This is a genomic window from Rhizobium deserti (assembly GCF_004358025.1).
GTDB lineage: Bacteria > Pseudomonadota > Alphaproteobacteria > Rhizobiales > Rhizobiaceae > Neorhizobium > Neorhizobium deserti.
On record NZ_SMTL01000003.1, the window covers coordinates 308,337 to 328,184 of the forward strand.

A 19,848-nucleotide genomic window follows, 5' to 3' on the forward strand; every position below is an offset into this window, starting at 1 on the left:
GGATGGGCGAATGCGCCTAGAGGCACGGCTCAGACAGAGCGCCACGCGCTTCGGCGACAAGACGGCCTTGGTCGCCGGCGATGTCCGCTTGACCTATGCCGAAATCGATGACCTGTCCGACAACCTGGCGGCAACCCTCAAGCATCGAGGCCTTGCATCGGGCGATCGTATCCTGCTCGTCCTGGAGAATGGCCAGGAAGCGGTGATCGGATTTTTCAGCGCCTGGAAAGCCGGCTTGGTCGCCTGCCCGCTGCATCCTTCAATCAAGGCGGAGAAGCTTGCTTCGATCCTGCAGAGCACCGGCGCAACCGCCGTCATCGTGCAAGTGCGCCTTTTGAAAATGCTTCAATCCGCGCTGCAGATCGCCAAGGCGTCGCCCCTGGTCATTCTTGCCCAGGCTGATGCCACCCTCGAGCCTAGCAGCATACTGAGTTTCGAGGAGGCGGTGGCGCAGCAGTCGCCGGTTCTTCTCGGCCACCACCATGAAGACAGTGATGCCCTGGCGCTTTTGATCCACACTTCGGGGTCTACAGGCGTTCCGAAGGGCGTCATGCTCAGCCATGCCAATGTGACGGCCGCCTGCGAGGCGATCACCACCTATCTCGGCAATACCGCATCCGATATCGTCCTCAGCGTCCTGCCGCTCTCCTTCGGCTACGGCATCACGCAAATGGTCACGATGGCGATCGCCGGCGGCACGCTGGTGCTGGAGAAAAGTTTTGCCTTTCCCCGCAAGATCCTGGAGCGACTGCAGGAGGAAAAGGCCACCGGCTTTCCGCTTGTGCCTGCCATGGCAGGCCTTCTGACCGGGATGAAGGACCTGCAGCCGGGCCTGCTTCCCCATCTTTGTTATATCACCAGTGCCGCGGCTGCCATGCCGCCGACGATGAGCCAGGGACTGCAGCATCTGTTTCCGGCTGCCCGGCTATTCCTGATGTACGGCCAGACGGAATGCCTGCGGGCGACTTATCTGGCACCCGAGGAAACCTCGCGCCGGCCGCTTTCCGTCGGCAAGGCGTTTCCCGGCAGCCGCGCTTTCGTGGTCGATGAAGAGGGCCGCGCCCTGGCACCGGGCCAGATCGGTGAACTCGTCGTCGAAGGACCGCATGTCATGTCCGGATATTGGGGCGACAGTCTCGCTTCCGTCCGGAGCCTTGCTCCAGCAGGGGCTGGCCGGCGGCTTTACACCGGCGACCTATTTCGAACCGATGAGGACGGCTTCCTTTATTTCGTCAGCCGGCGCGACGACATCATCAAGACGCGCGGAGAAAAAGTCAGCCCGCAGGAAGTCGAACGCGCGCTCTACGCGCTCCCCGGCATCCGCGAGGCGGCCGTCGGCGGCGTCGACGACCCAATCTTCGGCCAGACGATCCGCGCCTATGTGGCGCTGGAAGACGGTACGGTGCTCACCGAACGCGACATCATCCGCCACTGCGCCGGTATGCTGGAAGATTACATGGTGCCCAAAAGCGTCGAATTCCGCGACAGGCTGCCGCGCACGACGACGGGCAAGATCCGCCTTGGAGCCGATGAGCCCGAGCCAATCATGAAGGGTAATGTCGCATGAGCCAGAGCCTCAACAGCCTATCTTCGAAGAATGGCTTCTCCGCCGAGACCCTCAGGCTCGATGCTGAGGCGGAAATCGAACGCATCTGTGCATGGTTGCGCGAAACGGTGCTGAAGAATCTGCGCAAGCGCGGGGCGGTGCTGGGCCTCTCGGGCGGCATCGATTCCAGCGTTACGGCAGCGCTCTGCGCGCGGGCGCTCGGCCCGGGCAAGGTCACCGGCGTCTTCATGCCCGAGCACGATTCCGATCAGGACAGCCTGCGGCTGGGCCAGGCGCTCGCGTCCGCAACCGGCGTGGAGACCGTGCTGGAGGATATTGGTCCGGCACTTTCCGCCGCCGGCTGCTACACGCGGCGTGACAGCTTCATCCGCCAGGTGGTTCCGGAATTCGGCGAAGGCTGGGGCTGCAAGGTCGTGCTGGAAAACGCGCTGACGGGGCGCGGCTACAATATTTCCTGGCTGGTCGTCGCCAATCCCGACGGCGAGCAAAGCCGGCACCGCATGCCGCTCGACGTCTACCTCGGCATGATCGCTGCCGCCAACATGAAGCAGCGCACCCGAAAGCAGATCGAATATTACCATGCGGACCGGCTGAACGCGGCCGTCGCCGGCACGCCGAACCGGCTGGAATATGACCAAGGCTTCTTCGTCAAGAACGGCGATGGTGCCGCCGACTTCAAGCCGATTGCGCATCTCTACAAGAGCCAGGTTTATCAGCTGGCGGAAGTCTTAGGCGTCCCTGAAGAAATACGCCGGCGGCCGCCGACGACCGATACCTGGTCGCTGCCGCAGGGACAGGACGAGTATTACTTCTCACTGCCCTATGACCGGATGGATCTCTGCCTCTACGGGCTCGACAACGGCATTCCGCGCGAGGGCGTGGGTGAAGCAGCCGGTCTGACGCCTGACGAGGTGGATGCCGTCTGGCGCAATATCGCATCGAAGCGCAAGGTCGCCGAATATCTTCACGCCGAGCCGGCGACGATGCTGCGCTAGTCGAAGCGGTCGCCGATCAGGCGCGTCCAGGTCTCGCCGGCAAGCCCGCTGACAAGCGCCCTACCCGCCTTGATCGGCTCCAGAAGGCTCTTGTCGCGCGCATCGGCAATGAAGAAAGAACGGCCGTAGAGCATGGTCCTGCGGCTCATCAGAGCGGGAATCAGCCAGGGGTGAGAGCTGCCGCGGACACCGGAATAGCCCATCTCATAAGCGTGCGCGAAAAGATCGTCGACAAGCTCGCCTTCGCTGCCCGGCGCGCAGACGGCCTGCAGCAGCCAGCCTATGTTTCCAGGCGACGAGAAATAGACATAGGCGCCAAGAAGCTGACCCTTCGGGCCGTATCCGACCCGCCATTCCGGATAGCCGAGATCCCGTTTCTCCTGTGCCTGGGCGAGGAACCACAACAACGTGCGCTCATCCCAGCGGGGCCTCAGGGGAAAATGACGAGATAGCGTCATCATCGCTGTAGCGAACTGTTCCGGCGTTGCGTCGCTGAAGCTCACTTTCGACGCCGTCCTTTCGGCGGGGCGAAAGGGCATCAGTCTGGCCAAGGCCGCACCGCGATCGAGAATGCGCCCGACAGGCCGCAGGATACCGGCGGGCGGCACGATCCGGCCGCCGGTATCGGCTGCGGCGGAAAACGGCCGCAGCACCCGCAGCCACCCCATGCTATAGCCCGGATCGAGCGGATACCCCGCCTTCTGCCACATGCCGAGCGCCGTGTGATTGGCCGTCTCGGTGATCGAAATGTCCTGAGGGCCGGCCATGAAGGCCCGCAGAAGCCGCGCACCCGCCAGCGGATTTCCCTTCGGGTCGTCGACCATCAGCGATCCGGCAAATGCAGCCCTCACCGGCCGCGCATCCAGTTCCAGTCGCGACGGAAAGACACCGACAAAGCCTGTGACCTGACCGCTGGCTTCGACGAACACCTTGGAGCATATGTCCGGATCGCTCCAAGGATGGTTGAGAAACACTTCCTGCAGATAATCGGTCAAGGAAGCGGTCGGCGGCTTGGACCTGCGGAAGGTCTTTGCAAACAACGACGCGACCATTTGCAGGTCGCCCACTTCCAGATCGCGGACCATGCCCGCCTGCGACTTGCCCGCCATGTTCTACCCCGTTCGAAGACCAAGACCTTGCACGAGGAGCATTAAAATAAACGAAAAGAGGCTCCGCTGCGGGCGGAGCCTTCGAAAATCATCTTGATGATGACCTTACATCCAGTAAGGCGGGACGCCATAATAGTCGTAGACTGTCCGATTGTTCGCCCGGTACCAGCTCTCGTCGTTCAGGTCGTCATAGCGCGGTGCGCCGACAATTTGGTCCTTGGTCAGATCGATGCGATAACCATCGAGCTGCTCGTCATAGCGCAGCTTTTCCCAAGGGAGCGGGTAGTAGTCGTCACCGATACCGAGAAAGCCGCCGAAGCTGAGCACAGCATAGGCCACTCGACCGCCGCGCTTTTCCAGCAGAATGCGCGCGATGGAGCCGATCCGCTTGCCGTCGGCGCCATAGACTGCCGTGCCTTCCACCTTGTCGCTGGAAATCAGCGAGGGGGTGTCTTTGACGTAAGGGTCCTGACCGGCTCTTGGTTCCTGGTGTAACATGACGCACCTCCTTGTTGTTGTGCATTGTCACGGTGGTAAAACGCAGACCGGTGCAGGGAGGTTCCGCTCTAGACGGCTCCGGCGATTTGACGTTTACGTCAAAGTTAGCTAGCTGTAGGCATAAATGTCGCTGGCTTGAAGCGGCAACGGCATGCATATTCTTTTCCGCAGCAAGTGGAGGACTTGGGCCCGCAAGGGCGGCTGCGGACAAAAAAACGGCTGAAGGAGGAGGTTTTGATGACAGAAATGACAGCGCGCGCCGGAGCGCGTTCGAACAAGATTTGGCTTGCCTCCTACCCGCCTACCGTTCCTGAAGAGATTGCGCCGCTGAAACACCGTTCTCTCGGGGAGCTGTTCGAGGCGAGTTGCGCCCGCTATGCGGACCGGCCTGCCTTTTCCAGCATGGGCAAATCCCTTTCCTTCGCGCAGTTGGGGGTGGAAAGTGGCAAGATCGGAGCCTGGCTGCAGGCGCAGGGGCTCGAAAGGGGCGACCGGGTAGCCGTCATGCTTCCGAATGTTCTCCAGAACCCAGTCATCGTCTACGGGATCCTGCGGGCCGGCATGATCGTGGTCAACGTCAACCCGCTTTATACCCCGCGCGAGCTGCAGCACCAGTTGAAGGACTCCGGCGCAAAGGCGATCTTCGTCCTGGAGAACTTCGCCCATACCGTGGAACAAGCCCTGTCCGAAACGGACATTCGGCACATCGTGGTCGGCACCATGGGCGATATGCTCGGCCTGAAGGGGCACATCGTCAATCTGGTCGTTCGCAGGGTGAAGAAGCTCGTGCCTGCCTGGTCGCTGCCGACAGCCAAAAGCTACCGCCAGGTCGTCGCCGAAGGCGAACGCTTGAGCCTCAAGCCCACCGATGTCCAACCTCAGGATATCGCCTTTCTGCAGTATACTGGTGGCACGACGGGAATTTCCAAGGGCGCAACGCTGAGCCATGCCAATCTGCTCGCCAACAAGGAACAGATGAGCGTTTGGCTCGATTCCGCCTTTCTTGAAAAGCAGAGGCCGGAGCAGTTGCAGTTCCTCTGCGCCTTGCCGCTCTATCACATCTTTGCGCTGACGGTGAACTCGCTGATGGGCGTTGCGACCGGCAGCCATAATATCCTCATCGCCAATCCCCGTGACATCCCGGCGCTCGTCAAAGATCTCCAGAAGTACTCGATCCACATCTTTCCGGGACTGAACACCCTGTTCAACGCCCTGATGAACAATGCCGAGTTCCAGAAGCTCGACTTCTCCTCGCTGAAGCTGGTGTTCGGCGGCGGCATGTCGGTGCAGCGGCCCGTAGCGGAGCGATGGCTCGCCATGACCGGGTGCCCGATCACGGAAGGCTACGGCCTTTCGGAAACATCGCCTGTCGCAACGGCCAACCGATGCAACAGCAAGGAATTTTCGGGCATGATCGGCCTGCCGATCTCGTCCACCGAAGTCTCGATCCGCGAAGATGATGGCCACGAAGTGGACAATGGCAATGTCGGCGAGATCTGCATCCGCGGCCCGCAGGTCATGGTCGGCTATTGGAACCGGCCGGACGAAACAGCCAAGGTGATGACCGACGACGGATTCTTCCGGACCGGCGACATGGGCTACATGGACGCCCGCGGCTATATCAAGATCGTCGATCGCAAGAAGGACATGATCCTCGTTTCGGGCTTCAACGTTTATCCGAACGAGGTGGAAGAAGTGGCGGCCATGCATCCGGGCGTTCTGGAATGCGCCGCCATCGGCATACCGGACGAGCATTCCGGCGAGGCCGTCAAGCTGTTCGTCGTCAAGAAGGACCCCGACCTGACCGAGGCCGAACTGAAGTCGCATTGCGCCGCCAATCTCACCAATTACAAGCGGCCGCGCTTCATTGAATTCCGCGATCAGCTGCCGAAGTCCAATGTTGGCAAGATCCTGCGGCGCGAGTTGCGCAAGTGAGCCATCGTTGCATCCGCGCGACAGCCGGGTTGCGAAGCACCGGCCGTCGCGTGCAATCCGGCGTTTCGAGATAGACGCGCCCTGGCTACTGAACTAGCCATGAAACCAACCTAGCCGCTGACGGCATGTTGGAGTTCGCGTGACGAGGCCTGCCTTATCCTTTTTTCGTCTCATCGCCGTTCTTGCTTTATGCGGGATGGGGACTGCCTGTGCGGGACGCCCGGAAGGCGTCCTCGTTCCCCAGGCGCAAACAGTCAGCGGAGCCTCCAAGGTGGATGTGCTGGTGGCAACCACACGCCGACCGTCTGGAACGCCCGGCATCCTGTTCTCGGGTGAACGCGACAAAGGCACGCATGTCACGGAGATTTCCGTTTCCATTCCTCCCGACACGATGCGCAAAGCAGGACAGGTACAGTGGCCGGCAAAGCTGCCTGCCGATCCGGCCAAGGAATTCGCCACGCTTTCCGTGACGCCTCTGTCACCGCCGGCGGCTCATGGCTGGCTGAAGCAGAACCTGCCGAAAAGCCGGCGCGTCCTCGTCTTCGTCCATGGTTTCAACAACCGCTATGAAGATGCCGTCTACCGCTTTGCGCAGATCGTTCACGACGCGGGCGGCGATGTGGCCCCGGTTCTGTTTACCTGGCCGTCGCGTGGAAGCATCTTTGCCTATAATTACGATCGCGAAAGTACCAATTATTCCCGCGACGCGCTGGAAGACATGCTGCAGCGGCTGGCCAAGGATCCGGCCGTCGGCGAGGTCACACTCATGGCACATTCCATGGGCTCATGGCTGACAGTTGAAGCGCTCCGACAAATGGCTATCCGCGACGGGCGCGTCGCTCCGAAGATCCAGAACGTCATCCTTGCCTCCCCCGACATGGATGTGGATGTCTTCGGCCGGCAGTTTGCATCGCTCGGACCTCGGCACCCGCATTTCACGCTGTTCGTGTCGCGCGACGACCGGGCGCTCAACCTGTCCAGGCGGATATCCGGCAACGTGGATCGACTGGGTCAGGTCGACCCAACCGTCGAGCCCTATCGCAGCGAATTTGAAAAAGCCGGTATTGTCGTTCTTGACCTGACCGCGCTGAAGACCGGCGACCGTCTCAACCACGGAAAATTTGCCGAGAGCCCGGAAGTGGTCAAGCTGATCGGCAACCGTCTGATTGCCGGGCAGACGGTCAGCGACTCCGATGTCGGGCTCGGGGACCGGATCGGCGCCGTGGCGCTTGGCGCGGCGCAAACGGTCGGCGGCGCCGCAACCGTTGCCGTCAGCACGCCGATCGCGGTGTTCGATCCCGCGACCCGGCGCAATTACGGCGGCCAGGTGCAGCGTTTCGGCACGGCCGTCGGCAACACGGTCACCACAGCCGCCGGACAATAAATATGCCGTCGACGCCAAGCTTGATTTGATCGGGAAAGCGAATAGGTTCCCGTGCATCATGTCCCGAGCGCGAGGAACCCCCATGCAGGCCATCGTTCAACAGCTGAAATCCACCGTCGAGAAGACCAAGGCGACCGACATTCGCGCAGCCTTCGCCGCCGATACCGGCCGCTTCCAGAAGTTCAGCGCTCGTTTCGACGACCTCACGATGGACTATTCCAAGACGGCGGTGAACGACGAGATCCTTGCCCTGCTCGAAAATCTCGCCGAAGCCGGCGGCGTCGCCGCCAAGCGGGAGGAAATGTTCTCGGGCGTTTCCATCAACTTCACCGAAGGCCGCGCCGTGCTTCATACGGCCTTGCGCAACCGTTCCAACAGCCCTGTCATGGTGGATGGCAAGGATGTCATGCCGGACGTCAATGCCGTGCTCGAAGCCATGGGCAAGTTTGCAGAAGGCATCCGCTCCGGAGAGCTGAAGGGCGCAACCGGCAAGCCGATTACCGATTTCGTCAATATCGGCATCGGCGGTTCCGATCTTGGTCCGGTCATGGTGACGCTGGCGCTGGCGCCTTATCATGATGGGCCGCGTGCCCATTTCGTTTCCAATGTTGACGGTGCCCATATCGCCGATACGCTGAAGCTGCTGAACGCCGAAACGACCCTGTTCATCGTCGCCTCCAAGACCTTCACGACGATCGAGACCATGACCAACGCGGCCTCAGCCCGCGCCTTCATCGCCGAGAGACTGGGTGAAGGAGCAGTCGGCCATCACTTCGCAGCCGTATCCACGGCACTCGACAAGGTTGCCGCCTTCGGCATCGACAGTGACCGGGTATTCGGCTTCTGGGACTGGGTCGGCGGACGCTATTCCATCTGGTCCGCCATCGGCCTGCCGCTGATGATCGCCGTCGGGGCCGAGAACTTCGGCAAGTTCCTCGACGGAGCGCATGCCATGGACAGCCACTTCCGCACTGCACCGACCCGCCAGAACCTGCCCATGCTGCTCGGGCTGCTCGGCTTTTATCACCGCAACGTGCTGGATTATTCAACGCGGGCCATCCTTCCCTATGACCAGCGGCTACTGCGCTTCCCAGCCTACCTGCAGCAGCTCGACATGGAATCCAACGGCAAGGGCGTGACCATCGACGGCAAGCCTGTCGAGGGGAATTCCGGCCCGGTCGTGTGGGGCGAGCCGGGCACCAACGGCCAGCACGCCTTCTACCAGTTGATCCACCAGGGCACGAGCATCATTCCGGCTGAGTTCATGATCGCCGCCAATGGTTTCGAGCCACATCTGCGCCACCAGCACGACCTGCTGATCGCCAATTGCCTTGCCCAGTCGGAAGCCTTGATGAAGGGACGCAGCTTCGAAGAAGCCAAGGCGCAGCTGACGTCAAAGGGAATGGCCGACGACAGGGCGGACTTCATCGCGCCGCACCGCGTCTTCACCGGCAACCGTCCGTCGATCACCTTTGTTTACGACAAGCTGACCCCATTTGCGCTGGGCCGGCTGATCGCCCTTTACGAGCACCGCGTCTTCGTGGAAGGCGTATTGTTCCGCATCAACTCCTTCGACCAGTGGGGCGTCGAACTCGGGAAGGAACTGGCGACGGGCCTGCTGCCGGTGGTCGAGGGCAAGGAAAGTGCCGAGGGGCACGACAGCTCGACTCAAGGACTGGTTACGACACTGGCGGCATTGAAGTCCTAAGCCTGAACAAGCAAAGCCCTCCGAACCGTGGGTTCCGGAGGGTTTTTTATATCGGGCTGAACAATCGCTGGATCAGAGACCGATTTCGTGGGCAAAGGGCGGATTGGCGCCGGCGCGCAATACGGTGACCGCCGCGGCTTTGGCGCCAAGCGCCAGCGCCTGGGCGATCTGGTCTTCCGTCAAGCTCGCGACCTGCGACTTGGCCAGCAAGTTCTGCATCTTCAGCGATGCCAGCACGCCGGCATCAAACGTATCGCCGGCGCCGACCGTGTCGACCACCGTGACCTTCTCGCTTGGCACTTCCACCTTATGATCAGCCGTATAGCCGGCCGCGCCTTCGGCACCGCGGGTGACGACGACCAGCTTGGCCCCATGATGCAGCCAATGACGGGCGAGCGTCTCCTCGTCACCGTCCATGCCGAACCAGGTGAGATCCTCGTCGGAGAACTTGACGATATCCGACATGGCGGCCATCCGGCGTATGCGCGCCAGGTGCGAAGCCTTGTCCTTGATGAAGCCCGGCCGGATATTCGGATCCAGCGAAATCACCCGCTTTTCCTGCTCGCGGCTCATCAGTGCTTCGTAGGTCGACCCGCAGGGCTCCGGGATGAGGCTGATCGCGCCGAAATGTAGCGCCTCGCAATCCTCCCCCAGCGCCGGCAAATCAGCCTCGGTGATCATCCGGCCGGCCGTGCCTTCGTCATAGAAGGCATAGGTGGCATGGCCGTCAACGAGCTTTACGAAGGCAATTGTGGAGGGGCGCGAGGCGGTGGCGCAGTAGCTGAAGTCGACATTGCTGTCACGCAGCGTATCCCGCAGCACGTCGCCCATCATGTCGTCGGCAAGACCGGTGAAAAAGCCGGTCTCCACTCCCAGCCGCCCAAGCGCAATCGCCGTATTGAAGATCGCACCGCCGGCATAGGGCGAAAATCCCTTTTCCCCTAAGGTCGTCTCACGCGGCAGCATGTCGATCAGAGCTTCACCGCAACACAAAATCATGGACGTCCTCCCAACGGCAGTCGATATCATCAACCGATTAAGCGAGCTTTTGTCAAAAGGCTAGAGCGAAAGCTCACTGACGCCGCCATTGCGCCCGGACCATGCGAGCGGCGCATCGAGGAAGGACTCCACTTCGCTTAACGTTGTTTCGTCGAAGCGCTTCTGGTCGCGCGCCACCGCCAGCACGTTGCGCCAGGTGGCGATGTGATGCAGCTGCACCCGGCCATTGGTAAAGCGCTGCTCGGCTTCGGGGAAAATGCTGTAGAAGAAGAGTGCGATACCGTGATCGACGACACCACCGGCCGCGCGGATGGCATCGATGAACTTAAACATCGAGCCGCCGGCAGTCGTTAGATCTTCAATGACGAGGACGCGCGCCCCCTCCGGCATGTGACCCTCGATCTGGGCATTGCGCCCGTGGCCCTTGGGCGCCTTGCGGACATAGATCATCGGCAGGGCAAGCCGGTCGGCCAATAGAGCTGCAAACGGAATACCCGCCGTTTCGCCGCCGGCGATACAGTCGAATTTCTCGAAGCCGGCACCGCGCAACAGCGTCGAGACGGCGAAATCCATGATGGCCGAGCGGACACGCGGATAGGAAAGCAGCTTGCGGCAATCAATATAGAGGGGGCTCATCATGCCGGAAGACAGCTTGTATGGCTTGTCGGCGCTGAAATGAACCGCCCCGATCTCCCACAGCATGTTCGCCATCAGCTCGGCCATCACGCTGCGTTCCGGAAATGTCGTGGTCATCATGCGCCCGCTCCTTATGTCAAAAAACAACGCGCGCCATATCAGCAAGCGCGCCTCCGCGCCAGCAGGACCAGCGGAAGTTCATGCACTGGCAGCCTTATCCGCTGTCAATCACCGGCTACCTGCCAATGAAGCGGGAACATCGGATCGAAGACGGTAATGTCTCCGGCACCGGTCTGACGCTTTGCCGGAAACTGCACCGGCTCCTCCTGCCTTGCCAGGGTGATCCTCTCCTCGTTGGGAGAAAGTCCATACCAGGCCGGGCCGTTGAGCGAGACAAAAGCCTCCAGCTTATCCAGGGCATCGTCCTGCTCGAAGACATGCGCAAGGCAGCTCATTGTATTGAGTGACGTATAAACGCCGGCGCAACCGCAGCTGCATTCCTTCAGCGGATCCACATGCGGGGCCGAATCGGTGCCGAGGAAGAAGCGGGGGTCGCCGGACGTGGCTGCCGCTCTCAATGCCAGGCGGTGGCTTTCGCGCTTTGCAACGGGCAGACAATAATAATGCGGCCTGATGCCGCCGACCAGAATTGCGTTGCGGTTGATGATCAGGTGATGGGTGGTGATCGTGCCGGCAATATTGGCATCCGCGGACTTGATATAGTCGATGCCCTCAGATGTGGTGACATGCTCCATCGTCACCTTCAGTTCCGGCAGGCGCAGGCGCAGGGGATCGAGCACCGTTTCGATAAAGACGGCTTCCCGGTCGAAGATATCGACCTCCGGCGTCGTCACCTCACCATGCACGCAGAGCGGCAATCCGATCTTTGCCATCCGTTCGAGCACCGGCATGACCTTGTTCAGGTCGCGGACGCCGCCATGCGAATTGGTGGTGGCGCCAGCGGGATAAAGCTTCACCGCCGAAATCAGGCCGCTGGCCTTGCCCTCTTCCACATCATCCGCATCCGTATGCTCGGTGAGATAGAGCGTCATCAGCGGTTCGAACCGGTCGCCCTTGGGAAGCGCTGCCAGGATGCGCTGGCGATAAGCCTTGGCATCATTCGTCGTCACCACCGGCGGCACGAGGTTCGGCATGATGATGGCACGCGCGAAATACCGACTCGTATCGCCGATGACGCCTTCGAGAACCGCGCCGTCGCGCAGATGCAAATGCCAATCGTCAGGGCGGCGGATGCTGATGGTCTTCATGAATGTTCCGATTTCTTGCTGATCGTCCTGCCTTACCATCATTGGCTTCGACAAGACAATTGCAGCGCACAGGCACGGCTAAATCTGCCACTGCTCGAGGCGGACTTCACAAAGACGTGCGGGAAATAAAGGGGGTTTGGGAGGAAAGCACAAAAAGTCCAGGAACCAGGTCCGGACTTTGGCGTTCATTAAGCAAATCGAAAGATATCAATCGGAGCGGACAATGAAATCCCGGGCATCAAAAGTCAACAGGGGATTTGCAGTACTCACAGGCGCTACTGTTGCGCTGTGTGCACTGACGGTTTCCCCCGGCGCCAAAGAGCGTGGCAACCTTGTTCTCGCCTCTGCCATGCAGAGCGAATGCGACCAGCTTGCCGGCAGCCCCTTCGATGAACAGCGCAATAACCAGTTCGCGCCTGTCGACATTGCCAAGATCGATGGAACGGCCGTGGATGCATGCCGGGTGGCTTTTGAGACCACCGGCAATCCCCGTTTCGCTTACCAACTGGGCCGTGCACTGAACAATTCCAACCTCGCTGACCAGGCCATGACCGCTTATGACGCAGCGGTTCAGGGCGGATATGCGGCTGCCAAGGTCAATTTCGGCATGCTGATGGGCCGGCTGGGCGACGAGCAGGCCGAGTTCAAGCTGTACACGGAAGCCGCCAGTAGCGGTAACCGTCTGGCCGCCTACAACCTCGGCGTAGCCTACCGCGACGGGCTCGGCACGCAGCCTGACGTCAACCAGGCCTTGACCTGGTTCCAGAAGGCCGCCAGCGAAGGCGACGACACGGCAGCCTTCAATATCGGCGCCATCTATGACGAAGGCCAGCTTATTCCGCAGGACGATCAGACGGCAATCGCCTGGTACGATGTTGCTGCCCAGCGCGGCAACACGGATGCCATGATCAATCTCGGCCTCATGTACGAAGCCGGCGAAGGCATCCAGGCTAACGCCCAGAAGGCTGCAGAAATGTATGCCGAAGCCGCCAAGAAGGGCGATGTCTTCGGCGCCTACAAATACCTGCAGTTCCAGCAGATGGGCGTCGTTCCAGCACCGTCTGAAGATGCAACATTCGAAGGCGTGAGCAGCTTGGTTCTGAAGCAGGGCGACATGGAAACCCCGACAACTGTGGGTAAGGAAATCTGATCTCAGATTTCTCCGGCAGAGGGTCCCCAGACATCCGTCATCGCGAAGCCGTCTGCGAGCGGATCGAACGGATCAAGCGCAACCTGATGCAGGCCGAAGGTGAAGCCTCGGCCGGAAATCGTCGGCACGATGGCCATCCTGCCGGCAATTTCAGTCTCTTTTGCCAACCCCACTTCGAATTGCGTGCCGATGATCGAACGAGATCTGAAGACGTCGCCAACCTTCACCTGTCCGCGTGCATGAAGCGCCGCCAGATTGGCAGAATTGCCGGTGCCGCAGGGAGAGCGATCTGCCCGTCCCGGCCACATGGTGGTGCAGGTGCGAACCGTGCCATCCGGCTCGGTTTCCCTAAACATGACATAAGCCACACCTGAAATAGCCGGTATTTCGGGGTGCACGACCGTGTGCTGCTTGTTGATAAGATCCTTCAGCACCATGCCAGCTTTGACAAGCTCGGCGGCATTCGCCTTTTCGATTGTCAGGCCTATCTGGTCCACATCCACCAGCGCATAGAAAATTCCGCCATAGCAGAGGTCGAGCCGGATCGGGCCCCAGAGAGGGGTCTGCAGGATTACGTCGAGCTCGTGCACGAAGGAAGGCACCATGGTCAGCTTGACCTTCTCGCACCGTCCGTCGCGACAGGTCGCGACCGCCCGAACGAGGCCCGCGGCGGTTTCCAGCGTGACAACGGTTTCGGGCTCTTTCATCTCGACGATGCCGGCTTCCAGCAAGGCCGTGGTGACGCAGATGGAATTGGAACCGGAACTGGCATGCGCCTGATCCGGCTGCAGGATGATGAAGGCTGCGTCGGCATCGGCATGCCGCGCCGGCAAAAGCAGGTTGACCGAGCCGATTGGCGCGCCGCGCGGTTCAAGGCAAAGGAAGCGGCGAAGCTCCTGCCCCTTCGGATCGGTGTTGAGCCAGGTGAGCTGGTCGGCAACCGTCTCGCCCGGAATTTTCGGCACGCCGCCGATTGCCACGCGACCGATTTCACCCTCTGCATGGACGTCCAGCAGTTGGATCGTACGCTTCCATCTCATCGTCTTTTTCTTCCTGCTTACACGTGCCGGGTCGCGCCGCCGTCGACGCGGATGTTCTGCCCGGTAATATAGCCTGCGCCATCCGATAGCAGGAAAGCCGCAGTCTTGGCGATCTCTTCGACCTGCCCGATCCGCTTCATCGGTACCTTTTCGGCCGTGCCCGGCTTGTGCTCGAGGCTGTCGATATAGCCGGGCAGAATACAGTTCATGCGGATGTTGTCGGCTGCATAGCGATCTGAATAAAGCTTGGTGAAGGCACCGGCTGCGGCCCGGTAGGTGCAGGAAACCGGGAAGACCAGCGAAGGCTCGTAGGCTGCAAAAGTCGTAATGTTGACGAAGGCACCCTTGCCCTGGCTCAACATGACCGGCGTCACCAGCCGGGCCATGCGGACCAGCGACAGGACCATCATGTCCGAACCGAGGGCCCAGGCTTCGTCGCTGAGGTCCAGGAGATCGCCCTTCGGCGGATGGCCGGTATGATTGACCACCGCGTCGATGCGGCCATAGGCCTTCATCGTCAGGTCGAAGATCGCCTGGATGTCCTCCGCCTTTTCGGCCACGCCGCGAGAAGCGACGCCGCCAAGTTCGGCTGCGAGCTTCTCGCAGCTTTCCGAAGGCGACATCAGTGCCAGCTGGTAGCCCTCTGCATGCAGTTCCCGCGCAATGGCTTCACCCATTCCACGTCCGCCACCTGTGATCAGCGCAACCTTCTGCATCTCAGTCATCCTTCCTCTCCCGCAATCGCCGCGTCGGATGCAGCCTCTCGGACAAATATATCAGGGTCGGCGTTTTGCCTACTGTCTGCGACGCCGGGCCACCCCCGCGGGTTCGGCACAAGGAGAGGCGTCGCACCAAAGGACGACAAGCTGCTACAGTGTCATGGCATACAGGAAATTCATCTGGCCCATCTCAAACGATTGGGCCCCCGCACTTGCACCGGAGACCAGATGCCACTCGTTCAAGAAGAAGGTTCGGTAGCGCTCCCGTCCCATCCCGAGGAAATCAAATCGACCTTCGAGATGCGCGTGGGCAAGAACATCACCTTGCAAGCCAGCGCCAGGATAACGCCGGCAGGCGTGATCAGCACTGGAGTTGCGCTCGCCGCCATGATGTTCGCTGCGGGCTATCTGGTATCGTCACTGCGAGGCAGCCGTCGATAAACAGATTCAGATCCGCAACAGGCCATGAGATGGAAACAGAAGAAGAAAGAGAATGGCGCACCCGAAGAGATTCGAACTCCTGACCCCCAGATTCGTAGTCTGGTGCTCTATCCAGCTGAGCTACGGGTGCGTGGTCAAGCGGCTTAACCGCTTGCGTGGCGATCCTCTAAAGGCTGGAGCAAAGGATTGCAAGTGGTTTTACCAGAACAAACGTCATTTTAGTGTCACCTAGCTGGTAAGCGTCTGATAAATTGGAGGATGCGTTCATGCGCGCGCCCGGTAGTCATCGAGAGAGACCGGCCGGTCGGGAATCTCGATGCGGAACTGGGTGCCCGGACCCGGTTTTTCTACAAGGCCGATCGTCCCGCCATGGGCGAGCACCAATTCGCGGGCAATCACCAGGCCAAGGCCTGTACCGCCGGAGCGAGCCGAGCCTCGAAAAGCGGAGAATAGGTTCTCGCGCGCCTTGCGCGGCATGCCGGGGCCGGTATCATCGATGGTGATGCTGACGACGCTGCCGACGCGATGGGCCGCGACCGTGATGCGGCGGCCCATGGCGCTGTCTTCCGGGTTGAAGGTTGCCAGCGCCTGGAAGGCATTGCGGCACAGATTGTGGATAACCCGGAAGATCTGCTCGCTGTCGCAATCGATTTCCACATCCGCCGGGATCTGGTCCAGGAATTCAATTCCGGCTTCGGGGTCGATGGCAAGAATATCGCGCACCTCCTGGCAAAGTTCCGCCAGCCGAATGCGCCGCCGCCTCGGCGCGGCTTCCGAGGCCTGGCCATAGGCTAGAACCTCGCTCGTATAGCCGACGGCCCGGTCAATGGTGCGCAAGAGCTTCGGTGCGAAGCTCCTCACCATCGGATCTTCCACATCGGTCAGGCGGTCCGACATCAGCTGGGCAGAGGCCAGGATGTTGCGCATGTCGTGGTTGATCTTGGAAACGGCGAGGCCGAGATCGACGAGGTTCTTCTGCTGCTTCAGCGTACGCTGCAATTCCTGCTGCATGACGGTCAGGTGTCGGCCTGCGACCGCCAGTTCGCCGCGCGAGCGATCGGCCGCGAAGACACGCGACGGATCCTCCGGCTGTTCCGAAAACATCTGCATGCTGCGGGTCAGCCGACGGATCGGCATGATCATCATCCGGTTGATGGCGACGAAAATGAGAACCGCCGTGATCAGCGAGATCAGCAAAGAGAGAAGGAACATCATCTTCGAATATTTCAGCATCTCCTTGCGCAGCGCGTCGTCGGTCATGACCAGCTCGATCATCATGTCGCTGTCGCCGATCGGGCCGAAGACGCGCATGACCTTTCCGCCGCCGAAGAAGAGCGTTTCGAGCGCGTCGCGCATGGAGGCCAGCATGGGTGTGTCGGCGAGATCGTATTGCGCATCGACCTGCGGCGGCAGGTCGGTCGCGGCAAGTAGGCGCGAGGTGCCGTCCTTGCGAAGCGCGATCACTTTCGTGCCCGTTGCCAGAAGCGTATCATCCTGGACCGCGCGGGGCAGTTCGGCCGGCTGGAGACCATCGATGACGATACCGGCGGCCGCCGCCGTATCCAGCCGGTCGCGCAGCCAGTTCATCCGCATGCCGGCCACCGAAGGCACGAAGATGAGAATTTCGGCCAGCATGACGAAGATGACGGTCAGCCAGAGAAGCCTGCCGGAAAGACCGCGGAACAGGCGCGGCATCGCTTCCGGACCGGCACCGTCTGCCCGGGCCTGCGAGGCCGCCGAGGCTTGAACCTCGTCATCCATGCGGTTTCCACTCCATGTCGCAGGCTGCTTGCCGCCCGTGATCACAAGATCATGCCGCCATTCTACCCTGTCGGGCGATTTTTGCCAGCCCTTCCTGGCCGCCCCTCTTGCACCGCAAAAAGGGCAGCCACCAGTTGAGGTCGCGCCCTTTTATTGATGCTGGTGTCAGATCAGAATTCTTCCCAGTCCGATGCTGCGGCTGCAGCTGTGGCAGAGGCCGCACCGCCCCCGAAAGCCCGGGCCAATGTGCCCGTCAATGCTTTGACCGGAGACATGCGGGGCCTGTGATCAGGGCTCGCAGGCGCCGGGCGGGACTGCCTTGAAGGCGCTGCCGCCGCTCCGCCTTCGTCACCGATCTGGAAATGGGCGATCAGAGTAAACAGGCTGTTGGCCTCTGAGGCGAGCTTGGCGGTGGCGGCGGAGGTTTCCTCGACCATAGCGGCATTCTGCTGCGTCACCTGATCCATCTGGTTCACGGCCGTGTTGACCTCCGCCAGGCCGGTTGCCTGTTCACGCGAGGCTGTCGCGATCGAGTGGATGTGGTCGTTGATCCGCAGGACCCGCAGTTCGATTTCGGACAAGGCCTCGCCGGTCTTCTGGACCAGGTTGACGCCGCCTGCCACTTCCTGACCGGATTTGCTGATCAGGCCCTTGATATCCTTGGCGGCACTTGCGGAACGCTGGGCCAGTTCACGCACTTCCTGCGCCACCACCGCAAAGCCCTTGCCCGCTTCACCGGCGCGCGCCGCTTCGACGCCGGCATTTAACGCCAGCAGGTTGGTCTGGAAGGCGATCTCGTCGATGACATTGGTGATCTGGGCAATCTCGCCGGAGGCCTGCTGGATGCGCTCCATGGCCTGGACCGCGTTGCGAACAACTTCGCCCGACTGGACCGCGCTCTGCTTGGCCTCGCCGACCATGACGGTTGCTTCCTGGGCACGATCGGTCGACGTCCGGACGACGGCGGTGATTTGGTCAAGTGCTGCGGATGTTTGTTCCAGTGCCGCGGCCTGCTGTTCGGTGCGCTTGGACAAGTCATTGGTCGCCGAGCTCAGTTCGCTCGTGCTTCCGTTCATGGAGGCCGTCCCTACTCGAACATTGCGCATTGTGTCGCGCAGGGTCGCCATGGTGCCGTTGACGTTCTGCTGCAGTTCGGCGAAGGCGCCCTTGAACTGGCCCTTCATGCTGTCGGTCAGATTGCCGTCCGCAAGACTTCTGACGACACGGCGGGTTTCCGAAACACCTGTATCCACGCTGGCGAGCAGTTGATCCACCGTACTGGCGAAAGCGTCGAGGCTTTCCTCGCCCCACTGCTTGTTGATGCGGCGCGTAAAATCGCCTTCGGCAGCGGCCGCCACCACGACGGACATGGACTTCTGGAGATCGTCGCTTTTGGAGCGCAAGGCGGCGTCCGACTTGTTCATCCGGGCAACGTCAAGGCCGTTCCTCTTGAACACCTCGACTGCTGCGGCCATGTCGCCCAACTCGTCTTTACGTCCTGCAAATGGCACATCCGCGCTGTAATCGCCGTCCGCCAGCAGCTTCATGGACGAGGTCAGGTCAAGGATCGGCTGGCTGATCTGCCTGCGGCCCAGGTTGAGACCGAAAGCCAGCCCGCCGGCGACACCCAAGAGGGTCGCGGCCAAGACACTGTAGAAGACGGAATCGCCAAAATCTTCCATTTTGCTGGTAAGGCTTGCAAGCTCTGCCTGATCGAACTTGACGATCGAGTCGATCTCCGCTTGGTATGCTTTGCGGTTTGCGCGATTTCCCTCGTTATTTCCCTGAACGTTTGCCGCCTGCGGGCCGTCTGCCTGGCTCAGGCGAGCTGTCTCGGAGCGGAAGGCCTTGAATTCCTGGAAACGGGCGACCAGCTTGTCGAAGCCTTCCTTTTGGCTGGCCGGAACCTGCGGCTTCCATTCGGCGATCAGCTTTTCAATCTCGTCCAGCGACTTCAACAGGCCGTCGCTGAACTGCTTGGCTGCCGCGACGTCCTTCGCCGCGTAGATGCCGCGGGCGTCCATCACGACCGCCGTTACCATGCGATTAAGACGCTCGCCTTTGTATGCGCGGTCGGCGACACGGGCATAATCCAGACTAAGCGCATGGTATTGCTTAACCGCAAAGAGCGAGATGCCTCCGATGATACAGGCCACTAAACTCATCATGCCGACGAGTAATGTTATTTTCGCTCTGATCTTCACTGAAGCATCCCCTAGACAGATCGAGACCAGGAGAAGAGCATCCGCCCTCGCCTTGGTCGACTACTGCGAAAAATAACATCGACCCGTTAAGAATGTTTGAGTGGCGCCCGCCCAGCGAGTGGGCAAACATGCAGGATAATCTTCCAATACTCGGCCAGATTCGCGGGATAAACAGCCCACACCTGCCGCCAGGGACCGAACTATGAATAATTATCCCTCATTTTCGACAGTACTTACAAATGCAGGCCGAGGCCGCAATCTTTAATAACAGGACAAAACGTTAACCACCTGCAGTGGTACGACCCCGATCCTGACGCTCCATCAGGATGAAAACGCCGCTGCAATTGACTTTTCCAGCCAACTTCTCTTATAAGCCGCGCACGTCCGCACAAGCAGGCTTGCGCTTTAGCCATGCCAAAGCTTCCGGACGTTTC

At 60.7% G+C, this 19,848-nt stretch carries 16 protein-coding genes and 1 tRNA gene; 7 read left to right on the forward strand and 10 right to left on the reverse strand.

Annotated elements, in window-relative coordinates; all coding sequences use genetic code 11:
• The first annotated feature begins 10 nt into the window (after positions 1 to 10).
• Positions 11 to 1,567 (forward strand): class I adenylate-forming enzyme family protein, encoded by a 1,557-nt coding sequence (locus E2F50_RS13565; RefSeq protein ID WP_133316698.1) that lies wholly within the window; start codon positions 11 to 13, stop codon positions 1,565 to 1,567.
• A complete protein-coding gene (gene nadE / locus E2F50_RS13570) occupies positions 1,564 to 2,562 on the forward strand; it encodes an NAD(+) synthase (protein WP_133316699.1) in 999 nt (332 codons plus the stop codon). Before E2F50_RS13565 ends, nadE begins: the two co-directional genes overlap by 4 nt.
• Here the strand turns inward: nadE and E2F50_RS13575 are convergent.
• On the reverse strand, positions 2,559 to 3,671 hold the full coding sequence (locus tag E2F50_RS13575) for a hypothetical protein (protein WP_133316700.1): 1,113 nt from the start codon (positions 3,669 to 3,671) through the stop codon (positions 2,559 to 2,561). The genes nadE and E2F50_RS13575 overlap by 4 nt on opposite strands.
• Before the next feature lie 105 nt (positions 3,672 to 3,776).
• On the reverse strand, positions 3,777 to 4,169 hold the full coding sequence (locus tag E2F50_RS13580) for a PRC-barrel domain-containing protein (RefSeq protein WP_133316701.1): 393 nt from the start codon (positions 4,167 to 4,169) through the stop codon (positions 3,777 to 3,779).
• Between the two features lie 237 nt (positions 4,170 to 4,406).
• Between E2F50_RS13580 and E2F50_RS13585 the strand changes: the two genes are divergently transcribed.
• The 3 genes from E2F50_RS13585 to pgi all read left to right on the forward strand — a co-directional run bounded on the left by E2F50_RS13585 (position 4,407) and on the right by pgi (position 9,196).
• Positions 4,407 to 6,104 carry a long-chain fatty acid--CoA ligase gene (locus tag E2F50_RS13585; RefSeq protein WP_133316702.1) on the forward strand — a complete coding sequence of 566 codons (1,698 nt, stop codon included), beginning with the start codon at positions 4,407 to 4,409 and terminating at the stop codon, positions 6,102 to 6,104.
• Positions 6,105 to 6,300: 196 nt separating this feature from the next.
• Positions 6,301 to 7,488 (forward strand): alpha/beta hydrolase, encoded by a 1,188-nt coding sequence (locus tag E2F50_RS13590; RefSeq protein WP_133317108.1) that lies wholly within the window; start codon positions 6,301 to 6,303, stop codon positions 7,486 to 7,488.
• 82 nt (positions 7,489 to 7,570) lie between these two features.
• The gene (gene pgi, locus E2F50_RS13595; protein ID WP_133316703.1) at positions 7,571 to 9,196 is read left to right on the forward strand and encodes a glucose-6-phosphate isomerase; all 1,626 of its coding nucleotides are present in this window, start codon (positions 7,571 to 7,573) and stop codon (positions 9,194 to 9,196) included.
• 72 nt (positions 9,197 to 9,268) lie between these two features.
• On the opposite strand, the gene E2F50_RS13600 is transcribed toward pgi, so the two are convergent.
• The 3 genes from E2F50_RS13600 to pyrC form a co-directional block, all read right to left on the reverse strand.
• The gene (locus E2F50_RS13600; RefSeq protein WP_133316704.1) at positions 9,269 to 10,195 is read right to left on the reverse strand and encodes a carbohydrate kinase family protein; all 927 of its coding nucleotides are present in this window, start codon (positions 10,193 to 10,195) and stop codon (positions 9,269 to 9,271) included.
• A 60-nt stretch (positions 10,196 to 10,255) separates the two neighbouring features.
• The gene (locus E2F50_RS13605) at positions 10,256 to 10,951 is read right to left on the reverse strand and encodes an orotate phosphoribosyltransferase (protein ID WP_133316705.1); all 696 of its coding nucleotides are present in this window, start codon (positions 10,949 to 10,951) and stop codon (positions 10,256 to 10,258) included.
• 104 nt (positions 10,952 to 11,055) lie between these two features.
• Positions 11,056 to 12,099: a dihydroorotase gene (gene pyrC / locus E2F50_RS13610; protein ID WP_133316706.1), complete on the reverse strand. Its 1,044-nt coding sequence runs from the start codon at positions 12,097 to 12,099 to the stop codon at positions 11,056 to 11,058.
• Between the two features lie 223 nt (positions 12,100 to 12,322).
• On the opposite strand from pyrC, the gene E2F50_RS13615 reads away from it, so the two are divergent.
• Positions 12,323 to 13,249 (forward strand): tetratricopeptide repeat protein, encoded by a 927-nt coding sequence (locus E2F50_RS13615; protein ID WP_133316707.1) that lies wholly within the window; start codon positions 12,323 to 12,325, stop codon positions 13,247 to 13,249.
• 2 nt (positions 13,250 to 13,251) lie between these two features.
• On the opposite strand, the gene E2F50_RS13620 is transcribed toward E2F50_RS13615, so the two are convergent.
• Positions 13,252 to 14,289, reverse strand: coding sequence for a proline racemase family protein (locus tag E2F50_RS13620; protein ID WP_133316708.1), 1,038 nt, complete (start codon positions 14,287 to 14,289; stop codon positions 13,252 to 13,254).
• 17 nt (positions 14,290 to 14,306) lie between these two features.
• Positions 14,307 to 15,014 (reverse strand): SDR family oxidoreductase, encoded by a 708-nt coding sequence (locus E2F50_RS13625; RefSeq protein WP_133316709.1) that lies wholly within the window; start codon positions 15,012 to 15,014, stop codon positions 14,307 to 14,309.
• Between the two features lie 222 nt (positions 15,015 to 15,236).
• Here E2F50_RS13625 and E2F50_RS13630 point away from each other — a divergent pair, with 222 nt between their 5' ends.
• Positions 15,237 to 15,449: a hypothetical protein gene (locus E2F50_RS13630; protein ID WP_133316710.1), complete on the forward strand. Its 213-nt coding sequence runs from the start codon at positions 15,237 to 15,239 to the stop codon at positions 15,447 to 15,449.
• A gap of 53 nt (positions 15,450 to 15,502) precedes the next feature.
• On the opposite strand, the gene E2F50_RS13635 is transcribed toward E2F50_RS13630, so the two are convergent.
• The 3 genes from E2F50_RS13635 to E2F50_RS13645 all read right to left on the reverse strand — a co-directional run bounded on the left by E2F50_RS13635 (position 15,503) and on the right by E2F50_RS13645 (position 19,414).
• Positions 15,503 to 15,579: transfer RNA gene (locus tag E2F50_RS13635), tRNA-Arg, on the reverse strand.
• Positions 15,580 to 15,713: 134 nt separating this feature from the next.
• Positions 15,714 to 17,210, reverse strand: coding sequence for a sensor histidine kinase (locus tag E2F50_RS13640; protein ID WP_133316711.1), 1,497 nt, complete (start codon positions 17,208 to 17,210; stop codon positions 15,714 to 15,716).
• A 170-nt stretch (positions 17,211 to 17,380) separates the two neighbouring features.
• Positions 17,381 to 19,414: a methyl-accepting chemotaxis protein gene (locus E2F50_RS13645; RefSeq protein ID WP_133316712.1), complete on the reverse strand. Its 2,034-nt coding sequence runs from the start codon at positions 19,412 to 19,414 to the stop codon at positions 17,381 to 17,383.
• Positions 19,415 to 19,848 lie beyond the last annotated feature (434 nt).

Coding starts and splice junctions, on each gene's coding strand:
- E2F50_RS13615 (WP_133316707.1), top strand. CDS start 12,323: ATGAAATCCCGGGCATCAAAAGTCAACAGGGGATTTGCAGTACTCACA.
- E2F50_RS13600 (WP_133316704.1), bottom strand. CDS start 10,195: ATGATTTTGTGTTGCGGTGAAGCTCTGATCGACATGCTGCCGCGTGAG.
- E2F50_RS13605 (WP_133316705.1), bottom strand. CDS start 10,951: ATGATGACCACGACATTTCCGGAACGCAGCGTGATGGCCGAGCTGATG.
- pyrC (WP_133316706.1), bottom strand. CDS start 12,099: ATGAAGACCATCAGCATCCGCCGCCCTGACGATTGGCATTTGCATCTG.
- E2F50_RS13640 (WP_133316711.1), bottom strand. CDS start 17,210: ATGGATGACGAGGTTCAAGCCTCGGCGGCCTCGCAGGCCCGGGCAGAC.
- E2F50_RS13590 (WP_133317108.1), top strand. CDS start 6,301: ATGGGGACTGCCTGTGCGGGACGCCCGGAAGGCGTCCTCGTTCCCCAG.
- E2F50_RS13585 (WP_133316702.1), top strand. CDS start 4,407: ATGACAGAAATGACAGCGCGCGCCGGAGCGCGTTCGAACAAGATTTGG.
- nadE (WP_133316699.1), top strand. CDS start 1,564: ATGAGCCAGAGCCTCAACAGCCTATCTTCGAAGAATGGCTTCTCCGCC.
- E2F50_RS13580 (WP_133316701.1), bottom strand. CDS start 4,169: ATGTTACACCAGGAACCAAGAGCCGGTCAGGACCCTTACGTCAAAGAC.
- pgi (WP_133316703.1), top strand. CDS start 7,571: ATGCAGGCCATCGTTCAACAGCTGAAATCCACCGTCGAGAAGACCAAG.
- E2F50_RS13620 (WP_133316708.1), bottom strand. CDS start 14,289: ATGAGATGGAAGCGTACGATCCAACTGCTGGACGTCCATGCAGAGGGT.
- E2F50_RS13625 (WP_133316709.1), bottom strand. CDS start 15,014: ATGACTGAGATGCAGAAGGTTGCGCTGATCACAGGTGGCGGACGTGGA.
- E2F50_RS13565 (WP_133316698.1), top strand. CDS start 11: ATGCGCCTAGAGGCACGGCTCAGACAGAGCGCCACGCGCTTCGGCGAC.
- E2F50_RS13575 (WP_133316700.1), bottom strand. CDS start 3,671: ATGGCGGGCAAGTCGCAGGCGGGCATGGTCCGCGATCTGGAAGTGGGC.
- E2F50_RS13630 (WP_133316710.1), top strand. CDS start 15,237: ATGCCACTCGTTCAAGAAGAAGGTTCGGTAGCGCTCCCGTCCCATCCC.